The following is a 15,717-nucleotide window of genomic DNA, read 5'->3' on the forward strand; positions in this document are numbered from 1 at the left end:
AAGCAGTTGATGTCGTTTTTGTACTTGATTTGTTCCGGTTCCGCAAGGGGCCTTCAAATAATTGAAACAAAAAGGTAAAATGACCTTTGTTCTATATTTGTTTTCCTTTTTTGCCGCAAAGACTTAGGCGATCCTCAGCAGGCTTTCTGGGGTTTGCAAATGCGGGTCGATTCGGCTCTTTCGAAATGACCGGGGCTGGGTATGTCTAAGCAAATTCTCGTGCTCGGCGGCGCTCACATCGACAGGCGTGGCCGCATCTTCGGAGAGACCGATCCAGGCGCCAGCAATCCGGGCGCTTGGTTCGAGGAACCGGGCGGCGGCGGCTTCAATGCGGCCCGCAATCTCGCCCGGCTTCACCATGACGTGCGGATGATCTCGCCTCGCGGCGGCGATGCTCTTGGCGACATGGTGGCGGCCGCCGCCCGCGAGGCTGGCGTCGACGACCGCCCGTTCGTCTTTCTCGATCGCACGACGCCGAGCTACACGGCGATCATCGAAAAAGACGGAAACCTGGTCATCGCGTTGGCCGATATGGAGCTCTACAAGCTCTTCAGCCCTCGCCGCCTGCTGATCCGCGCCATCCGCGATTCATTCGCATCGGCGGACCTCATTCTCTTCGACGCCAATCTGCCGGCCGAAACACTGGCTGCGATTGCCCGCAAGGCGGTCGATCTCGGCAAGCCGCTGGCAGCCATTGCCATCTCCCCGGCCAAGGTCGTGCGCCTCAAACCCTGCCTTGCCGATATCGACTATCTGTTTCTCAACCAGTCGGAAGCCGCAGCCCTCACCGGCAGCAGGCCGGACGATCCGCTGCAGTGGGTGAGCCAGTTGCAGGCCCTTGGTCTCAAGGGTGGCGTCATCACGCGAGGGCAGCAGCCTCTCGTCGCCTTTGACGGCCGCATCACCCTCACCTTGGAGCCTCCAGCTGTGGACGACGTCGCCGACGTCACTGGCGCCGGCGATTCGCTAGCGGCCGGGGTGCTTTCGGCGCTGATGGACGGTCTCGATCTCGCCGAGGCGGTGCGCCACGGCGCTGCAGCGGCCGCAATCACGGTTCAGTCGCCGTTTGCAACGGCCGCTAATCTGTCGCCGGAGCATCTTCGTCAGGTTCTCGCCCTTGTCGGCGCGCCCAAAATACTGTCATGAAGCCCCATCCCGCCCATCAAACCCGCAAATTCAGGTGGACAAGACCATGACCAAACCATTTTCCGCGCTGTTGCCGATCTCCTATTCAAGCGAAGTTGCCGCTGCCAAGGCACGCGGCGCACCGATCGTCGCGCTCGAATCGACGATCATCACCCATGGCATGCCCTATCCCGGCAACATCGACATGGCCCGCAGCGTCGAGGCGATCATCCGCGAGGAAGGCGCCGTCCCGGCCACCATTGCTGTCATCCACGGAACGTTGCACATCGGTCTTGAACCGGCCGAGCTCGAGAGCCTCGCCCAGACCACGGACGCGATGAAAGTATCGCGCGCCGACCTAGCCTTTGCAATTGCGGAGCGCCGCACCGGGGCAACCACGGTTGCAGCCACGATGATTGCGGCAGCCCGGGCTGGCATCAAGGTGTTTGCCACCGGCGGCATCGGTGGTGTGCATCGCGGCGCCGAGACCAGCTTCGATATCTCGGCCGACCTCGAGGAGCTGGCACGTACCGGCGTCATCGTTGTCTGCGCCGGCGCCAAGGCAATCCTCGATATCCCGAAGACGCTGGAAGTCCTGGAGACCCGTGGTGTTCCCGTCGTCACCTTCGGCAGCCCGGAATTCCCTGCCTTCTGGTCGCGTGCCTCCGGCCTGCCAAGCCCGCTGACGCTGAACAGCCCGGCGGCAATCGCCAATTTCCAGACTATGCGCGAGCAGCTGGGTATCGATGGCGGCATGCTGGTTGCCAATCCCGTGCCGGAGGAAGACCAGATCGAGCGCGAGGAAATGGAGATCTACATCGAGCGCGCGCTCGACAGCGCCGAGCGCGAGGAAGTGGTCGGCAAGGCCGTCACGCCCTACCTGCTCAGCACGATCTTCGACATCACTGGTGGCCGCAGCCTGAAAACCAACATCGCGCTGGTCGAAAACAATGCACGGCTCGCTGCCGAAATCGCCGTCGCTCTGGCGGATTAAGCAGAAACGTCGCGCACCGAAGCTGCCGCGCCGGTCTCCGGCGCGGTTTTTCGTTTCAGGACGCTAGCAGGAAACCTCCCGTGCCAGATATCTTACCTCTAGCCGACGCAGGGCCACGCGACAGCCGCATACCGCTGGCAGCCCTGATACTTGGCGGCGCTGCCATCGGTGGCTCACCGATTTTCGTACGCCTGTCTGAGGTGGGTCCGCTTGCCACGGCGTTCTGGCGTGTGGCGCTGGCGCTCCTGCCGCTACTTCTCGTCTCACTCGCCAGCCGCCGGAAGTCCGCTGTTCAACCGCGTAACCTGTCGGAATGCTTGATGCTGGTCCTGCCGGGGCTGTTCCTCGCCACGGATCTCGTCACCTGGCACCTCTCCATCCACATGACATCCGTTGCCAATGCGACGCTGCTTGCCAATCTGGCGCCGATTTTCGTCGCAGCCATCGGCTGGCTGTTCCTCGGCGCCCGGATCACCACACTTTTCCTGCTCGGGCTGGCAACGGCGCTGGTCGGCATCGTCACCCTGAAGGGCGGCCTTTCCGGTCTTGCCAACGGCGATCTCAGGGGAGATGGCCTGGCAACAGTCGCAGCGCTGTTCTACGCCGGATATATTCTGGTGATCGGCAGGCTCAGAACCCGGTTCGACACGCTGCAGATCATGGTCTGGAGCACGGCCGCCGCAACCATCTGTCTTTTCCCGGTGGCCCTCATGATCGAGGGCGTCATGCTGCCACCAAGCCTGTTCGGCTGGCTCATGCTGATCGGGCTGGCCTTCATCAGCCATGCCGGCGGCCAGGTGGCGATCACCTATGCGCTCGCCTACCTGCCGGCCGCATTCTCATCGCTGACGTTGTTGCTGCAGCCGGTGGTCGCCGCCTTACTGGCCTGGGCGCTGCTGAGTGAGAGCATCGGCCCGCTGCAGGCCATCGGTGGCGCCATCGTGCTGGCCGGCATCCTGATCGCCCGACGCGGCTGAACCGTCACGCTTGCCGATCAGCTGTCCAGCATCTCGCGAACGGCGACAGCCAGTTGTTTCAGCGAAAACGGCTTCGGCAGGAAGCCGAACTTCGAATCCGCCGGCAGGTTGCGCGCAAACGCATCCTCGGCATAGCCCGAGACGAAGATGAACTTCATATCCGGATAGATCTTGCGCAATTCGCGCAGCAGCGTCGGCCCATCCATTTCCGGCATCACCACGTCGGAGACGACGACATCGACCTTGCCTTCGAGTTCCTCGAGAATTTCCAGCGCCTCGACGCCGGACCCAGCCTCATGCACGGTGTAGCCGCGCGTTTCCAGCATCCTCTTGCCGCCGCGCCGCACGGCCTCCTCGTCCTCGACCAGAAGCACGACAGCCGATTTGCCGGTGAGGTCTGCCTGCTCGACGTCTGCAAGTGCGGCGCCCTCGCCCATCGGTGGCGCATGCGGCGCTTCCTGCGGGCTTTCGCCGGGCAACAGGATATCCATCACGTGACGCGGCAGGAAAACGCGGAAAGTGGTGCCCCTTCCCACCTCGGAATCGGGCTGGATGTAACCGCCCGACTGCTTGACGATGCCGTAGACCATGGCGAGCCCGAGACCCGTGCCCTTGCCGACATCCTTGGTGGTGAAGAACGGCTCGAAGATCTTGTCCATGATTTCAGGCGCGATGCCAGTGCCGTTATCGGTGACTTCCACCAGCACCATGTCTTCGTTCGGCAGATAGGCAGAGTTGAAGGCCGCCATGTCGTCCGCTGCGACATTGCGGGTGCGCAGCAGCAGCGTACCGCCGTCCGGCATTGCATCGCGGGCGTTGACGCAGAGGTTGATCAGCACCTGCTCGAATTGCGAAAGATCCGTTTTCACCGGCCAGAGATCGCGCCCGTAATCGACCTCCAGCTTGACGCGGGTGCCCGAGAGCAGCCGCTCGACGAGCATCCGGAGATCGCCGATGACATCGGTCAGGTTGATGATCGTCGGGCGCATCGTCTGCTTGCGCGAGAAGGCCAGCAACTGGCGCACGAGCACGGCCGCGCGGTTGGCGTTGCGCTTGATCTCCATCAGGTCGGCAAAGCTTGCGTCGGCCGGCCGCGCCTGCAGCAGCAGATGGTCGGACGACAGCAGGATCGCGGTCAGCACATTGTTGAAGTCATGGGCGATGCCGCCGGCAAGCGTACCCACGGCATTCATCTTCTGCGTCTGCGCCATTTGCGCCTCGAGCGCCTTCTGCTCCGTCACCTCGACGGCGTAGACGATGGCAGCCTCTTCCGGCGCCTCGTCGCTCTGCTCGATGACCGCATTGATGTAGAAGCGGAAATGCCGTGTCTCATCCTTCGGGTTGCGGGAATCGATCGACGGAATATCGCCCTGCCTGTCCTTGGCAGCGGCAAATGCCTGCGCCAGCAGCGGCCGCTCGCTTTCGCTGAAGATCGTCTCCAGCGTCGCGCCGCGCTCGATATCGTCGCGCGAAACCACGTTGGAAAACAACTTCAGGAACGGTGCGTTGGTGCGAAGGATACGCCCTGTCCCGTCGACGGAAGCAATCGCCATCGGCGTATTGTTGAAAAAGCGGGTGAAGCGCATCGCCGCAACCGAGGCCGACTGGTCGTCGTCATCATCCTTCTGGCGGCCGAGAACGATCGTCCGGCTTTCGCCGGGGGCACCGTCACGCATGGAGGTGACGCTGTGCACCAGACGGGCCGGCAGGCTCTGGCCGTTGCCCTTGCGCAGGTCGAGATCGAGGGTAACGGTCTTCTTCAAGCCGGGCTCTGCTTGCACGGACTGGATCAGGGCGAGCCCCTCGCCGGCCACGAGGTCGCCGACGGTGATCGATCCCGGCGTAAACTTTGTAAGATCGAGACCCAGCCATTCCGCCAGCGTCGCATTGAGATAGAAGATCTCGCCCTTTCGTCCGGCCGAGAAGAAACCGGCCGGTGCATGGTCGAGATAATCGATGGCGTTCTGCAATTCCTTGAAGAAACGCTCCTGGTCGTCGCGCTCCGAGGTGATGTCGGTAATCTGCCATATGTGCAACGGCTTGCCGCGCCCCTGGCCCGGTGGCAGCAGGCGGGCTTTTAGGCGGTACCAATGCGCGCCGGAGCCGCTGGAGCCGACGGGACCGAGCGGCTTCATCAGCCGGAATTCCTCGCTGCCTTCCTTGCCTTCGCGCAACTCGTTCGACAGGCGGTAAAGAGCCTGGTTGGATTCGCGGTTGCGCGACAGCAACGTGTCGAGCGACTGGACCTCGGTGGTCTTGCTGGCGCCGGTCAGCTTGCCATAGGCGAGATTGGCGTAGACGATACGGCCCTTGTCGTCGGTGATCAGCGTGCCGTCGGGCTGGCTGTCCAGGAACGAGCGCGCAAGACTGTCGGACTGGGTCTGCGGCATCACCTCGACGAAACCGATGATCGACGAAACCAGGAAGAAGATCCCGACCATGGCGAGGATTCCGAGCGCGCCGAGCACGATCTCGTTGTCGAGCTCGTTCTTGAACACGACGAATGCCGCCGCCGCTGCGATCAGCACCAGCGCCAGAAGAATGATCCGAAGCACGATACCGGAACGAACCCCGCGATCGACCAGCGGCACGCTATACTCGTCGGACTGACGCAGCTTGGTCATGAACCCCTCGTTGGCCCGCGCCGCATTCCGTCAATGTGTTGACGGATTTGGAATCAGGACTTTGACCTTCTTAGCAAGTTGCGGCATCGGCAAAAAGCGGCCCTTGGTGGAGAAAGGCTTGAATTCACAAGGAACTGCGCCAGCTTTCTTCAGAATATCGTTCAGAATGCGGGCATCGACGGTATTTTGGGTGCCGGCATCACAGAATGGCCAATGACATCTTGTTTAGGCAGGGATCCTGTCCCAATGATTGCCGCCTGACACAAGCCTAATCTTGCGGCTTCAGGGCCGCACGCCAGATGACGTAAACGTTGAAATCGGAGTATCGAAACTATGCTGGACGAGATCGCTGGAACCTATGGCAGCCGCCTGTTCGTCGCCGCCGGCGGCGTAGCGGTGGCCCTTCTCGTGCTGGTCGCCATCTTGTGGCTGGTGCGCAACCGGGCGCCCTCGCCATTCGTGCGCGGCGGCAAGGGTCGCCAGCAGCGGCTGCAGGTTTTGGATGCCGCAGCCATCGACGCAAGACGCCGGATCGTCCTCATCCGCCGCGACGGCGTCGAGCATCTCGTCATGATCGGCGGCCCCACCGATATCGTCATCGAAAGCGGCATCGGCGATACATCGAGGATTGCGGCGCCCGCCCAGCCCATCGCCAGCGCCCCGCCCGTCCAAACAATCACGGCTCCGGACCCGGCCCCACGGCAACTCGAAGCCTCGACGGAACCGTCGCCTATCGTCGGTCGGCGCCGGGAGCCCGCTGCTCTCTCATCCCCGCCACCCGCACCGCCGGTCACAACGACCGAGATCGAACGACCGGCTCCCGCAGTGTCGTCGCCGATGGCAGCGCCGGAGCCGAGGCAGCAGTTCGCGCCGCCAGCGCCAGCGCCAGCGCCTGCACCGGAAGTCGAAGCCGCCTCTGTGGCTCCGAGAGACGAGCGCCCGCTTGCGGCTGCAGCCCCCGTCCAGGCACCGCCTGTGGAACCGGTTGTCTTCGAACGACAGGCGGAGTTGGACGCCGCCGATATTCTCGATGCCGCCCGCAGCCGTGTCCTGCCCACGGAACACTCAAGGGACAACAGGCAGGCACCTGCGCGCGAGGCAGAACCTCCCGCCCCAGCGCCGATGCTCGCGCAGGATGCTTACAGCGAATCCTACGAGGTCCCGGCACCTGCGGTCGCGCAACCCAAAAAACTCGGCAGCGATTTCGAAAGCGTCCTCGAAGCGGAAATGACCAACAACCTGACGGCAGAGCGCATCGTCCAGCCGATAGCACCGCCGCCCGCCGTCCGCCCCGAGCCGACGCCACGTCCAGAGCCCGTTCCGCCGCAGCAGCGCCGCGATCCCGACATGGCGCCGATCACCGGCGGTGACGCTGCCCTGCAGAAGGAAGTTGCCCGCATCTTCGGGGAAATGAGCGTCAACCGCGAGAAATAAAGCGTGGGCCTGACGACGACCCGATGCTGAAAAAACAAAAGGCACGACCGTTGCGGGTCGTGCCTTCTTAACAGATTTGGATCGCTTGATCCCTATTCGTCGCGGTAGACTTTTTCGCGACGCTCATGGCGTTCCTGCGCTTCGATGGACAGGGTGGCAATCGGGCGGGCGTCGAGGCGCTTGAGGCCGATCGGCTCGCCGGTTTCCTCGCAGTAACCGTAGGTTCCGTCGTCGATGCGAGAAAGGGCTGCATCGATCTTGGAAATCAGCTTGCGCTGGCGGTCCCTTGCACGAAGCTCGATGGCCCGGTCCGTTTCGGATGAAGCACGGTCTGCGAGATCGGGGTGATTGGCGCTTTCCTCAGCGAGATGCTCAAGCGTTTCACGCGCTTCTCTCAGGATATCGGTTTTCCAGACAACCAACTTGGACCGGAAATAAGCCTTCTGCCGTACATTCATGAACTCCTCGTCTTCCGAGGGAACGTAGCTGCTAAGATCGATCTTCTCACTCAACGCGATTCTCCTGAAGAACATCTCATATGGCGCGGGGTATACAGCAAGCGACCGTGCCGGTTCAAGCCTAATACAGCCGCTGATCGGATTTTTAAATCTGTCATAAAAAACGGCTAAAGGTCTAATTTTTCATCATTTATTTTGGCGAAGCTTTTGAGCCGAAGCTATAAGGCTTCTGTGGACCAAGCTTTGTTTTCGCCGTTGCTTGGGATGTCGCGGTTGACGGATGGGCGTCGCGAACGCAAGGTCGATCGATAAACTTCACGATGGAACTGACCCCCATGACCCGTATTTTGCCGCCACCGTCCCGCATCTACCTGCTGCGACACGCCGAGGCAGCGCAGGCGCAGCCGGGCGAGCGCGACTTTGACCGGGCGCTGAATGACAACGGTTTTGCGCAGGCAGAAATCGTCGCCGGCAAGGCTGCGGACAAGGGCTACAGGCCGGATCTGGTGGTTGCTTCGACCGCGTTGCGCTGCCGCCAGACCACGGATGCCTTCAAGCGCGCCATCGGCGCCACCACCGAGGTCCAGTATGTGGACGGGCTCTATGACGCCTCGCAGGAGACCTATCTGGACATCCTGTCGGCCCAGGCCGGCGGCGACTCGATCATGCTGGTCGGCCACAATCCGATAATCTCGCAGGTACTGGAGGCCCTGATCGGCCATGAGGCGATGCAGAAATCCCTGCCCGGCGGCTTTCCGACAGCGGGATTCGCAGTCCTCGACGCCATCCAGGGTCCAGACGGATCGACGGCGACCTGGATTCTCAGCGATTTCATTCGCGAATAGACGGCGAGCGGCAGGAGGCTGCTTCTTTTCACGGCAGCGCTCCCTATATTGCGATTGACTTCAATGCAGGGATGCCGCTTTGCCGCCGAGCCTCACTTCCTTCACCGACGACGCGCTGATTGCCTTTGACAATATCGCCGACCGGGCTGCCAATCTCGTCAATCCGACCATTCGCCTCGGCGTGACGGGCCTGTCGCGCGCGGGCAAGACGGTTTTCATTTCCTCGCTCGTCCATAACCTCCTGAACGGAGGCCGCCTGCCGCTGTTCGAGGCCATGCAGTCCGGGCGCATCTCGGCCGTGCGCCTCGAGCAGCAGCCCGACGATGCGGTCCCTCGCTTCCAGTACGAAGACCACATCCGGGCGCTGGTGAAGGACCGCATCTGGCCGGACTCGACGCGTGCCATTTCCGAATTGCGGATTACCCTGGAATACCAGAGTGCCAGCGGCTGGAACCGGATTTTCTCCCCCGGTCGTCTGTCGATCGATATCGTCGATTACCCCGGCGAGTGGCTGCTCGATCTGCCGCTGCTCGCCAAGGACTACCAAACCTTCAGCGACGAGACGCTGGCTTTGGCGCAAACCGGCGTCCGCGCCGAATTGTCCCGGGAGTGGCTGGCACTCTCCGCCTCCACGGATGCGGCGTCTCCAGCCGACGAAATGCGCGCCCGCGACCTGGCCCAGGCGTTCACCGCCTACCTTCGCGCCTGCAAATCGGATGAGCGCTCGCTCTCTACCTTGCCACCCGGACGTTTCCTACTCCCAGGCGATCTCGACGGATCGCCGGCGTTGACCTTTGCACCTTTGCCGACACCTGCGCCCGGCAAGGCTGGAAAGGGCTCATTGTGGGCGATGATGGAGCGGCGTTACGAGGCCTACAAGTCTGTGGTCGTCAAGCCGTTCTTCCGCGAACACTTCGCCCGGCTCGACCGGCAGATCGTCCTTGTCGATGCCCTGCAGGCCATCAATCGCGGCCCCGAGGCGATCCAGGACCTCGAGCGGGCGCTGGCCGACGTGCTGGCCTGTTTCCGCCCCGGCACGAACAGCTTCCTCTCCTCCTTTGTCGGCCGTCGCATCGACCGGGTGCTGGTTGCCGCCACCAAGGCCGACCATCTTCACCATGAGAGCCACGACCGGCTGGAGGCCCTCACCCGCCGTCTCGTCGAGAGGGCAACCCAGCAGATCGGCATGACCGGTGCCGGCATCGACGTCATGGCGCTGGCCTCGATCCGGGCCACCCGCGAGGCGACGGTGACGCGCGACGGACAGGTGCTCCCGGTGATCGTCGGAACGCCCATTGCCGGCGAGACGATCAATGGCGACGTCTTCGATGGTGTCCGCAATACCGCCGTCTTCCCCGGCGACCTGCCGCTCGATCCGCAGCAACTGTTCGCGCTTCCCGGCACCGAGAGCCATCCCGGTCCGCTGCCGGATGTCAACGTCGTGCGCTTCCGGCCGCCGCTGCTCGACCGTTCGCCGACCGGCGTGGTTCTCTCGGTGCCGCACATCCGGCTCGACCGCGCCATGCAGTTCCTGTTCGGAGACCGCCTCGCATGACCCCACAGATCGAAAACGATCCGCCGCATTCCTCACGCAGTCCGGCAGCCTTCTCGATGGAGCCGGAACAGCCGCAGGCCGATGCCCGTCAGGCAATGCCCGCCCGCCGTCCGCAAAGCTTCGATGCAGATGTTATCCTGACCCCTGACGAGGAGGATCCCTTCCTAAATCCGTCGTCGTCTCTCGAGGGTACGCTGCCGAGCCTCAAGCCCCGCCGGCGCTTTTCCTTTGCCAAGGTGGCGCTCAGTGCGTTCGGCATCCTCCTTTCGCTCGCCTTCGGACTGTGGACGGATGAGCTGATCCGCAATCTCTTCACCCGCGCCGACTGGCTGGGCTACACGGCGTTGACCGTGCTTGGCATCGGCATCCTCGCGGTGATCGGAATGGTCGTCCGCGAAATCGCCGGCATGATGCGGCTGGCAACGGTACACGCCATCCGCGCCGACGCGGAGGCTGCCGCGCTGGAGGCAAAGCCGGCGCGAGCGCGGGCGCTGGTGGATCGGCTGTCGACGCTGTTTGCCACCAAGCCTGCGACAGCCAGGGGCCGCGCCGCACTAAAGGCGACGGAAGGCGATATCATCGATACGCCGGGCCTGATTTCGCTTGCGGAGCGCGAACTGCTGGGTCCGCTGGACCGCGACGCACGGGCGCTGATCCTTACCGCCTCCAAGCGCGTCTCGGTCGTCACCGCCGTCAGCCCGCGTGCGATCGTCGACCTGCTCTACGTGCTTTTCGAATCCACCCGCATGGTGCGCGCTATGGCCGACCTCTATGGCGGCCGTCCGGGAACACTGGGCATGCTTAAACTGATGCGCGATGTCGTTGCCCATCTGGCTGTCACCGGCTCCATTGCCGTCGGCGACGGCCTCGTCCAGCAGATCGTCGGCCATGGACTGGCCTCGAAACTGTCGGCCCGGCTCGGTGAAGGTGTTGTCAACGGGCTGATGACGGCCCGCATCGGTATTGCCGCGATGGATCTCTGCCGTCCTCTGCCATTCAGGGCGCTCAAGCGCCCGGGCATTGGCGACTTCATCGGCGACCTCTCGCCCGGCGCGGCCAAAAGACAGCCCTGACAGGCCATTCTTTAAGGCCCGCACCCCAAAAGAAACCAGCCGTTAACCATTCTGAGGCAAAGTCGGAGCTTAGTTTCCGGTACACCTTTGCCAAGGAAAGCCCATGTTTTCGCGTAAGTTTATTGTTGTATGCGGCCTCGCCGTCATGGCCCTCTCCGTCGTCGACTGGGCGCAATCGGCCAATGCCTCGTCCCGCGACAAGGCTTTCTTCCAGTCGGTGTCCGGCGCATGGCGCGGTCCGGGCGAGATTGTTGCCGGCAAATACAAGGGCACCAAATTCACCTGCAATCTGATCGGCACGCCAAGCCAGGGATCCGCGACAGGCGTCAAGCTCGACGGTACCTGCCGCGTCGGCGTCTTCCAGCAGCCGATGTCTGCCGAGATCACACAGAGCGGCAGCACCTATAACGGCAAGTTCCTGGACGGCGCCGCCGGCAAGGGCCTCGACGTAACTTCGGGGTCCGTCAACGACAACACAGTCGTCGTCGGCCTCAACCGCCAGAAACTGAACGGTGCCATGATCGCCCGCCTGCAGGACGACAAGTCGATGAACGTGACGATTTCGGTCAAGGTCGACGAGCAGATGGTCCCAGTCATCGGCCTCAGCCTGAAGCGCGAGGCTGTCGACACCATGACCGTCGGCGCCATCAAATAATCGTTGTCATACGTTGAGTTTTTAAAAGGCCGGGAGTTTTCAAAAGGCCGGGCTGTTGCTCGGCCTTTTTGCTGGCTAGCTGCGTTGCCACCAGCCGCTATCTGCATCCGCTACTTCGATGCCGCCGATGTCGGCGTTTGCAAGCCACGCCGTAACGGTGTTTCCAGCCACCACCAGATCTGCTGCAATATCCGCTAGCGGCATCAGCACGAACCCGCGCTCGGTCATGCGGGCGTGCGGGATTTGCAGCTTTGCGGTATCGAGCATGACAGCCCCGTAGGTGAGGATATCGATGTCGATCGTCCGGGGTCCCCAGCGCTCGATCCGCTCCCGCTTCATGCCGCGCTCGATATCGAGACAGACGTCGAGCAAAGTCTCTGGTGGAAGCGAGGTCCTGATCGCTGCGCAGGCGTTGAAAAAGAACGCCTGATCCGTCTTCCCCCAAGGCGGCGTGCGGTAGAGTTTCGACACCGCGACGATGCTGCAATCGGCGCGCTGGTCGAGGGCCTGCAGGGCCGTGGCCATCGCCCGGACCGGATCGGCAATATTGCCGCCAAGACCGAGCATTGCGGTGGAGAAATCAGTCTCAGGCAAAGTGCTCGATGCTCACTTGAACGTAGTCGAGAACGCCCGGGACAGGTGCGTTCGGCTTGCGGACGGTCACCCTGACGCGCTTGATCTGCGGAAACTTTTCGCACAGGCCCTTGGCCACGTCGAGCGCCAGCGCCTCGATCAGGTAGCGACGCTTGCCGGTGACGATTTCCTCGATGACGGTGAAGGCGACGCCGTAGTTGACGGTGCCGTCGATCGAATCCGTCACCAGCGCCTCGCCGGCGGCAACGTCGAGTTCGGCGTCGACGAAGAACCGTTGCCCGAGAAACTCCTCCTCGTCGTGTACGCCGTGGCGGGCAAAGAATGCACAGTTCTGCAGGGTGATGGTGTAGATACCGCTCATGATGTTTTTATTCCTGATTTCGCCTGCATCTCCAGCATAGCATTGACGACGGCAAGTGCGTCCCTGTTGATTGCGACATTATGCACGCGGAAAATCGCTGCGCCCTGCATTCTGAGCAGCACCGTTGTCGCAGCTGTCCCCGCATCCCGCTCCTCGGCCTCCCGTCCGGTCAACTGGCCGATGAAGCGCTTTCGCGATGTGCCTGCGAGGAGCGGAAGGTCGAACCGCTTCAACTCGGCAAACCGCAGCATGAGTTCCAGGTTTTCATCGCCGTCCTTGGCAAAACCGAAGCCGGGATCGAGCACGATCCTGCCGCGATCGACCCCGGCAGCATCGGCAATTGCCAGCGATTGCTCGAGAAACACCCTCTGATCATCGATAACATCCGCCAACTTCTGGCGTTCGCGACCGGTGTGCATGATGCAGAGGCCGGCACCGCTCTCGGCGGCAAGTGCTGCAATGTCCGGTTCGCGCTGCAGCCCGAATACGTCGTTGACGATGTGGGCTCCGGCGGCAACTGCCAGCCGCGCCGTCTCTGCCCTGTAAGTATCGACGGAGATCAGCGCCTCGGTGTTGCCGCGCAGGGCTTCGATCACCGGCAGCACCCGAGCTTGTTCTTCGGCCGCGCTGACGGGTTCGGCGCCCGGCCTCGTCGATTCGCCGCCGATATCGACGATGTCAGCACCCTCGGCGACACAGGCAAGCGCATGGGAGACTGCCGCATCGACGGACTGGAAACGGCCGCCGTCTGAAAAGGAGTCCGGTGTGATGTTGACGATCGCCATGATCGCGCTGCGGCTGAGATCAAGACGACGACCATGGCCCACATGCCAGATATTATCGCGCATCGCTATCACGAACGTCCGCTCCGTTGAAATTGAAAAAAACCGTCGCCCGATGTTGCGCTCGCAGTGGCTATGCCGCAAGCTTCCGTGAAGTTCAACTGGTCCGATCACGAATGCCGACTGCATCGCGCTTTGCTTGCCTCCCACTCGCCGTTTTGCTGTCATGCGGCGTCTTGCGGAGCGCAGAAGCGGAAGTCGTCGCGCATAAATCATTCTCTTATTTCGATATCAGCGGCGACACTGCCGACGAACTCGACGAGGCGCTCAATGCCGGCGGCCCAGCGGCGATGGGCGCCAGCAGCCGCCATCCCGGTGCAACGCGCATCCGCTTCGGTGGCCAGGCGACTTATGTTGAGAGCGGCGACCGGTGCCATATCGGCGGCGCCCGGGTCACGGTTGACATCGTCGTCATCCTGCCGCGCTGGCGGGATCGCCGTCACGCGCAGCCCCGTCTTTCCGCTGTCTGGGACAGGCTATCGGCCGACATCAAACGCCACGAGGAGCGTCATGCCGAGATTGCGAGATTGCATGCGCGCAGCCTGGAGAAGGCCATCCTCTCGCTGCCAGCAGAGCGGACCTGCGATCTGCTGCAAGACAAGGTCAGCGGCGAATCAGTGCGCAATACCGTCCTGCACGATCAGGACCAGGCGCGGTTCGACCGTGTCGAGGCTACAAACTTCCAGATCCGCATGCAGCGCCTCGCGCAACGACGACACAGCGAAAAATCGGAAAAGATAGATTAAAAGCATATATTTAGAGAATCGCGACAATCGCTGTCGATCACCGCAACTGTGCGAAATATGACACGCTGTAGCTGAGATAGCAGGGGAAAAGCCGGCTTTACGCTTTACCACAGCCGTAATGTAGTATCATCTTACGTATAGCATCGACGATGGTATTGCGTTCCCATTTTCCTGGGTTCTCCCGGCGTATCCGAAGCCGCAAGCGCTTCCTCCCTCGCCTGTAGGCGATACGCCCGCCTGGCCTCGCTCCGCAAATGGGCGAGGTTTTTTTTGGGGCGCCTTGAGAGATGCAGGACTAGGCTTGGCGCTCCGGCACGTGAACGACAAGGCCGTCCAGCGCCGAGGTCAGCTTGATCTGACAGGAAAGCCGCGAGCTTGGCCTGACATCGAAGGCGAAATCGAGCATATCTTCTTCCATCGCAGCGGGCGGTCCCGCCTGCTCTATCCAGGCATCGTCGACATAGACATGACAGGTGGCACAGGCGCAGGCGCCGCCGCACTCGGCTTCGATGCCGGGCACGGAATTGCGCACCGCGTTTTCCATCACGGTCGAGCCCTCGTCGGCATCGAAGTCGAAACGCGTGCCGTCGAAAGCAACGATTGTCAGTTTGGTCATAAGATAATCCGGAATCCGCGAGTGATATTTGTCAGGGTCGGATTTTCTTCCAACAATTCCAAACAGCAGTCAACATCGCCGGCTCCGAAAGCCACTGGCTCGGCCGGATACCGGTCAGCGATGTTGCCGTCCCTCATGGGGACGGCGCAGCGAATCCGAGCTTAACGGCAAAGCTTGAGAATGAAGTTTTCCGCTTCGACGACGGCGGTGCCGACAGCCGCCATGCAGGCAGCATCGCTGGAGTGCGCTTCGAAAGCCTCGGCGGATTGCGCTACCTTGAAGGCACCAACGGCGCTTGCTGCACCCTTCAGACGGTGGGTACCAGCCTTCACCTGGTCGGCATTGCCGCTGCCGATATCGTGGAGACAGCTGCGTGCCTGGCGGGCGAACATCTGCAGAACCTCGATTTCGAGCACCTTGTCGCCCATGGTCTGCCGGGCGAGATGGACCAGATCGATAGGCTTTTCCCGCGACGGCCCCATGCCGCGCGAGTTGTCAGGGGCTTCAAATGCGATGTTCAAGGCGGCCATGGGCCCATTCTCCGGTTGTCTCTTGTCGGTGCGTTGCTGCATCCTTGCGGCTGCGGCATGGCCATCCCGTTAAATTCCGGCACAACGAAGGCGGAAAAATGCACGTATGGTTAACGACCGTTAAACACGGTTAAATTATCGGCTTTTCGACAATGCATTGATTTAAAAGGTGTTAACAACACGCTAACGCTTCCGGACGTTTGCCATCCCATAATTGTAACAGTGCTGCTAATGTGTCAGTACGGTACTGGTGTTTCGTGCCGCGGCGTCGCCTTTGCCCGACGCCCC

The 15,717-nt window shown here is 62.1% G+C and carries 16 protein-coding genes; 9 read left to right on the forward strand and 7 right to left on the reverse strand.

Going from position 1 to position 15,717, the window contains the following annotated elements; translation table 11 throughout:
• Positions 1 to 201 precede the first annotated feature (201 nt).
• The 3 genes from J5274_RS13490 to J5274_RS13500 all read left to right on the forward strand — a co-directional run bounded on the left by J5274_RS13490 (position 202) and on the right by J5274_RS13500 (position 3,096).
• Positions 202 to 1,146, forward strand: coding sequence for a carbohydrate kinase family protein (locus J5274_RS13490; RefSeq protein WP_142822862.1), 945 nt, complete (start codon positions 202 to 204; stop codon positions 1,144 to 1,146).
• 46 nt (positions 1,147 to 1,192) lie between these two features.
• Complete coding sequence (locus tag J5274_RS13495) at positions 1,193 to 2,119, forward strand: pseudouridine-5'-phosphate glycosidase (RefSeq protein WP_142822864.1); 927 nt, start codon at positions 1,193 to 1,195, stop codon at positions 2,117 to 2,119.
• Positions 2,120 to 2,199: 80 nt separating this feature from the next.
• Positions 2,200 to 3,096, forward strand: coding sequence for a DMT family transporter (locus J5274_RS13500; protein ID WP_142822866.1), 897 nt, complete (start codon positions 2,200 to 2,202; stop codon positions 3,094 to 3,096).
• Positions 3,097 to 3,113: 17 nt separating this feature from the next.
• Here the strand turns inward: J5274_RS13500 and cckA are convergent, their stop codons facing one another.
• Entirely contained in the window at positions 3,114 to 5,720 is a 2,607-nt protein-coding gene (gene cckA / locus J5274_RS13505) for a cell cycle histidine kinase CckA (RefSeq protein ID WP_142822868.1), read from the reverse strand.
• A 333-nt stretch (positions 5,721 to 6,053) separates the two neighbouring features.
• Here cckA and J5274_RS13510 point away from each other — a divergent pair, with 333 nt between their 5' ends.
• Positions 6,054 to 7,154, forward strand: a complete 1,101-nt coding sequence (locus tag J5274_RS13510) for a flagellar biosynthetic protein FliO (protein ID WP_219274635.1) — start codon at positions 6,054 to 6,056, stop codon at positions 7,152 to 7,154.
• Positions 7,155 to 7,246: 92 nt separating this feature from the next.
• Here J5274_RS13510 and dksA read toward each other — a convergent pair whose 3' ends face one another.
• The gene (gene dksA, locus J5274_RS13515) at positions 7,247 to 7,666 is read right to left on the reverse strand and encodes an RNA polymerase-binding protein DksA (RefSeq protein WP_142822871.1); all 420 of its coding nucleotides are present in this window, start codon (positions 7,664 to 7,666) and stop codon (positions 7,247 to 7,249) included.
• A gap of 281 nt (positions 7,667 to 7,947) precedes the next feature.
• On the opposite strand from dksA, the gene J5274_RS13520 reads away from it, so the two are divergent.
• From J5274_RS13520 to J5274_RS13535, 4 genes are all read left to right on the forward strand, one after another.
• A complete protein-coding gene (locus J5274_RS13520) occupies positions 7,948 to 8,457 on the forward strand; it encodes a histidine phosphatase family protein (RefSeq protein WP_142822873.1) in 510 nt (169 codons plus the stop codon).
• Positions 8,458 to 8,536: 79 nt separating this feature from the next.
• Positions 8,537 to 10,012 (forward strand): YcjX family protein, encoded by a 1,476-nt coding sequence (locus J5274_RS13525; RefSeq protein ID WP_142822875.1) that lies wholly within the window; start codon positions 8,537 to 8,539, stop codon positions 10,010 to 10,012.
• Positions 10,009 to 11,085 (forward strand): YcjF family protein, encoded by a 1,077-nt coding sequence (locus J5274_RS13530; RefSeq protein WP_142822876.1) that lies wholly within the window; start codon positions 10,009 to 10,011, stop codon positions 11,083 to 11,085. The genes J5274_RS13525 and J5274_RS13530 overlap by 4 nt, the downstream gene beginning before the upstream one ends.
• A 103-nt stretch (positions 11,086 to 11,188) precedes the next feature.
• Positions 11,189 to 11,740: a hypothetical protein gene (locus J5274_RS13535; RefSeq protein WP_111221855.1), complete on the forward strand. Its 552-nt coding sequence runs from the start codon at positions 11,189 to 11,191 to the stop codon at positions 11,738 to 11,740.
• A gap of 75 nt (positions 11,741 to 11,815) precedes the next feature.
• Here J5274_RS13535 and folK read toward each other — a convergent pair whose 3' ends face one another.
• From folK to folP, 3 genes are read right to left on the reverse strand one after another with little or no spacing between them, the layout of a single operon-like run.
• Positions 11,816 to 12,334 carry a 2-amino-4-hydroxy-6-hydroxymethyldihydropteridine diphosphokinase gene (gene folK / locus J5274_RS13540; protein ID WP_224127693.1) on the reverse strand — a complete coding sequence of 173 codons (519 nt, stop codon included), beginning with the start codon at positions 12,332 to 12,334 and terminating at the stop codon, positions 11,816 to 11,818.
• On the reverse strand, positions 12,327 to 12,695 hold the full coding sequence (gene folB, locus J5274_RS13545; RefSeq protein ID WP_142822878.1) for a dihydroneopterin aldolase: 369 nt from the start codon (positions 12,693 to 12,695) through the stop codon (positions 12,327 to 12,329). The genes folK and folB overlap by 8 nt, the downstream gene beginning before the upstream one ends.
• On the reverse strand, positions 12,692 to 13,543 hold the full coding sequence (gene folP / locus J5274_RS13550; protein ID WP_224127696.1) for a dihydropteroate synthase: 852 nt from the start codon (positions 13,541 to 13,543) through the stop codon (positions 12,692 to 12,694). The genes folB and folP overlap by 4 nt, the downstream gene beginning before the upstream one ends.
• A 110-nt stretch (positions 13,544 to 13,653) precedes the next feature.
• Between folP and J5274_RS13555 the strand changes: the two genes are divergently transcribed.
• Positions 13,654 to 14,283, forward strand: coding sequence for a DUF922 domain-containing Zn-dependent protease (locus J5274_RS13555; protein WP_142822880.1), 630 nt, complete (start codon positions 13,654 to 13,656; stop codon positions 14,281 to 14,283).
• 295 nt (positions 14,284 to 14,578) lie between these two features.
• On the opposite strand, the gene J5274_RS13560 is transcribed toward J5274_RS13555, so the two are convergent.
• Together J5274_RS13560 and J5274_RS13565 are read right to left on the reverse strand one after the other, a co-directional pair.
• A complete protein-coding gene (locus tag J5274_RS13560) occupies positions 14,579 to 14,899 on the reverse strand; it encodes a 2Fe-2S iron-sulfur cluster-binding protein (protein ID WP_142822881.1) in 321 nt (106 codons plus the stop codon).
• 161 nt (positions 14,900 to 15,060) lie between these two features.
• Positions 15,061 to 15,429: an Hpt domain-containing protein gene (locus J5274_RS13565; protein WP_142822883.1), complete on the reverse strand. Its 369-nt coding sequence runs from the start codon at positions 15,427 to 15,429 to the stop codon at positions 15,061 to 15,063.
• Positions 15,430 to 15,717 lie beyond the last annotated feature (288 nt).

It is taken from the genome of Rhizobium sp. L51/94 (genome assembly GCF_019355555.1).
GTDB lineage: Bacteria > Pseudomonadota > Alphaproteobacteria > Rhizobiales > Rhizobiaceae > Rhizobium > Rhizobium rhododendri.

Bases quoted from the DNA above. Each gene is read 5' to 3' on its own strand.
- J5274_RS13490 (WP_142822862.1), top strand. From the start codon at position 202: ATGTCTAAGCAAATTCTCGTGCTCGGCGGCGCTCACATCGACAGGCGT.
- J5274_RS13495 (WP_142822864.1), top strand. From the start codon at position 1,193: ATGACCAAACCATTTTCCGCGCTGTTGCCGATCTCCTATTCAAGCGAA.
- cckA (WP_142822868.1), bottom strand. From the start codon at position 5,720: ATGACCAAGCTGCGTCAGTCCGACGAGTATAGCGTGCCGCTGGTCGAT.
- J5274_RS13510 (WP_219274635.1), top strand. From the start codon at position 6,054: ATGCTGGACGAGATCGCTGGAACCTATGGCAGCCGCCTGTTCGTCGCC.
- J5274_RS13520 (WP_142822873.1), top strand. From the start codon at position 7,948: ATGACCCGTATTTTGCCGCCACCGTCCCGCATCTACCTGCTGCGACAC.
- J5274_RS13530 (WP_142822876.1), top strand. From the start codon at position 10,009: ATGACCCCACAGATCGAAAACGATCCGCCGCATTCCTCACGCAGTCCG.
- J5274_RS13535 (WP_111221855.1), top strand. From the start codon at position 11,189: ATGTTTTCGCGTAAGTTTATTGTTGTATGCGGCCTCGCCGTCATGGCC.
- folB (WP_142822878.1), bottom strand. From the start codon at position 12,695: ATGAGCGGTATCTACACCATCACCCTGCAGAACTGTGCATTCTTTGCC.
- folP (WP_224127696.1), bottom strand. From the start codon at position 13,543: ATGCGCGATAATATCTGGCATGTGGGCCATGGTCGTCGTCTTGATCTC.
- J5274_RS13555 (WP_142822880.1), top strand. From the start codon at position 13,654: ATGCCGACTGCATCGCGCTTTGCTTGCCTCCCACTCGCCGTTTTGCTG.
- J5274_RS13560 (WP_142822881.1), bottom strand. From the start codon at position 14,899: ATGACCAAACTGACAATCGTTGCTTTCGACGGCACGCGTTTCGACTTC.
- J5274_RS13565 (WP_142822883.1), bottom strand. From the start codon at position 15,429: ATGGCCGCCTTGAACATCGCATTTGAAGCCCCTGACAACTCGCGCGGC.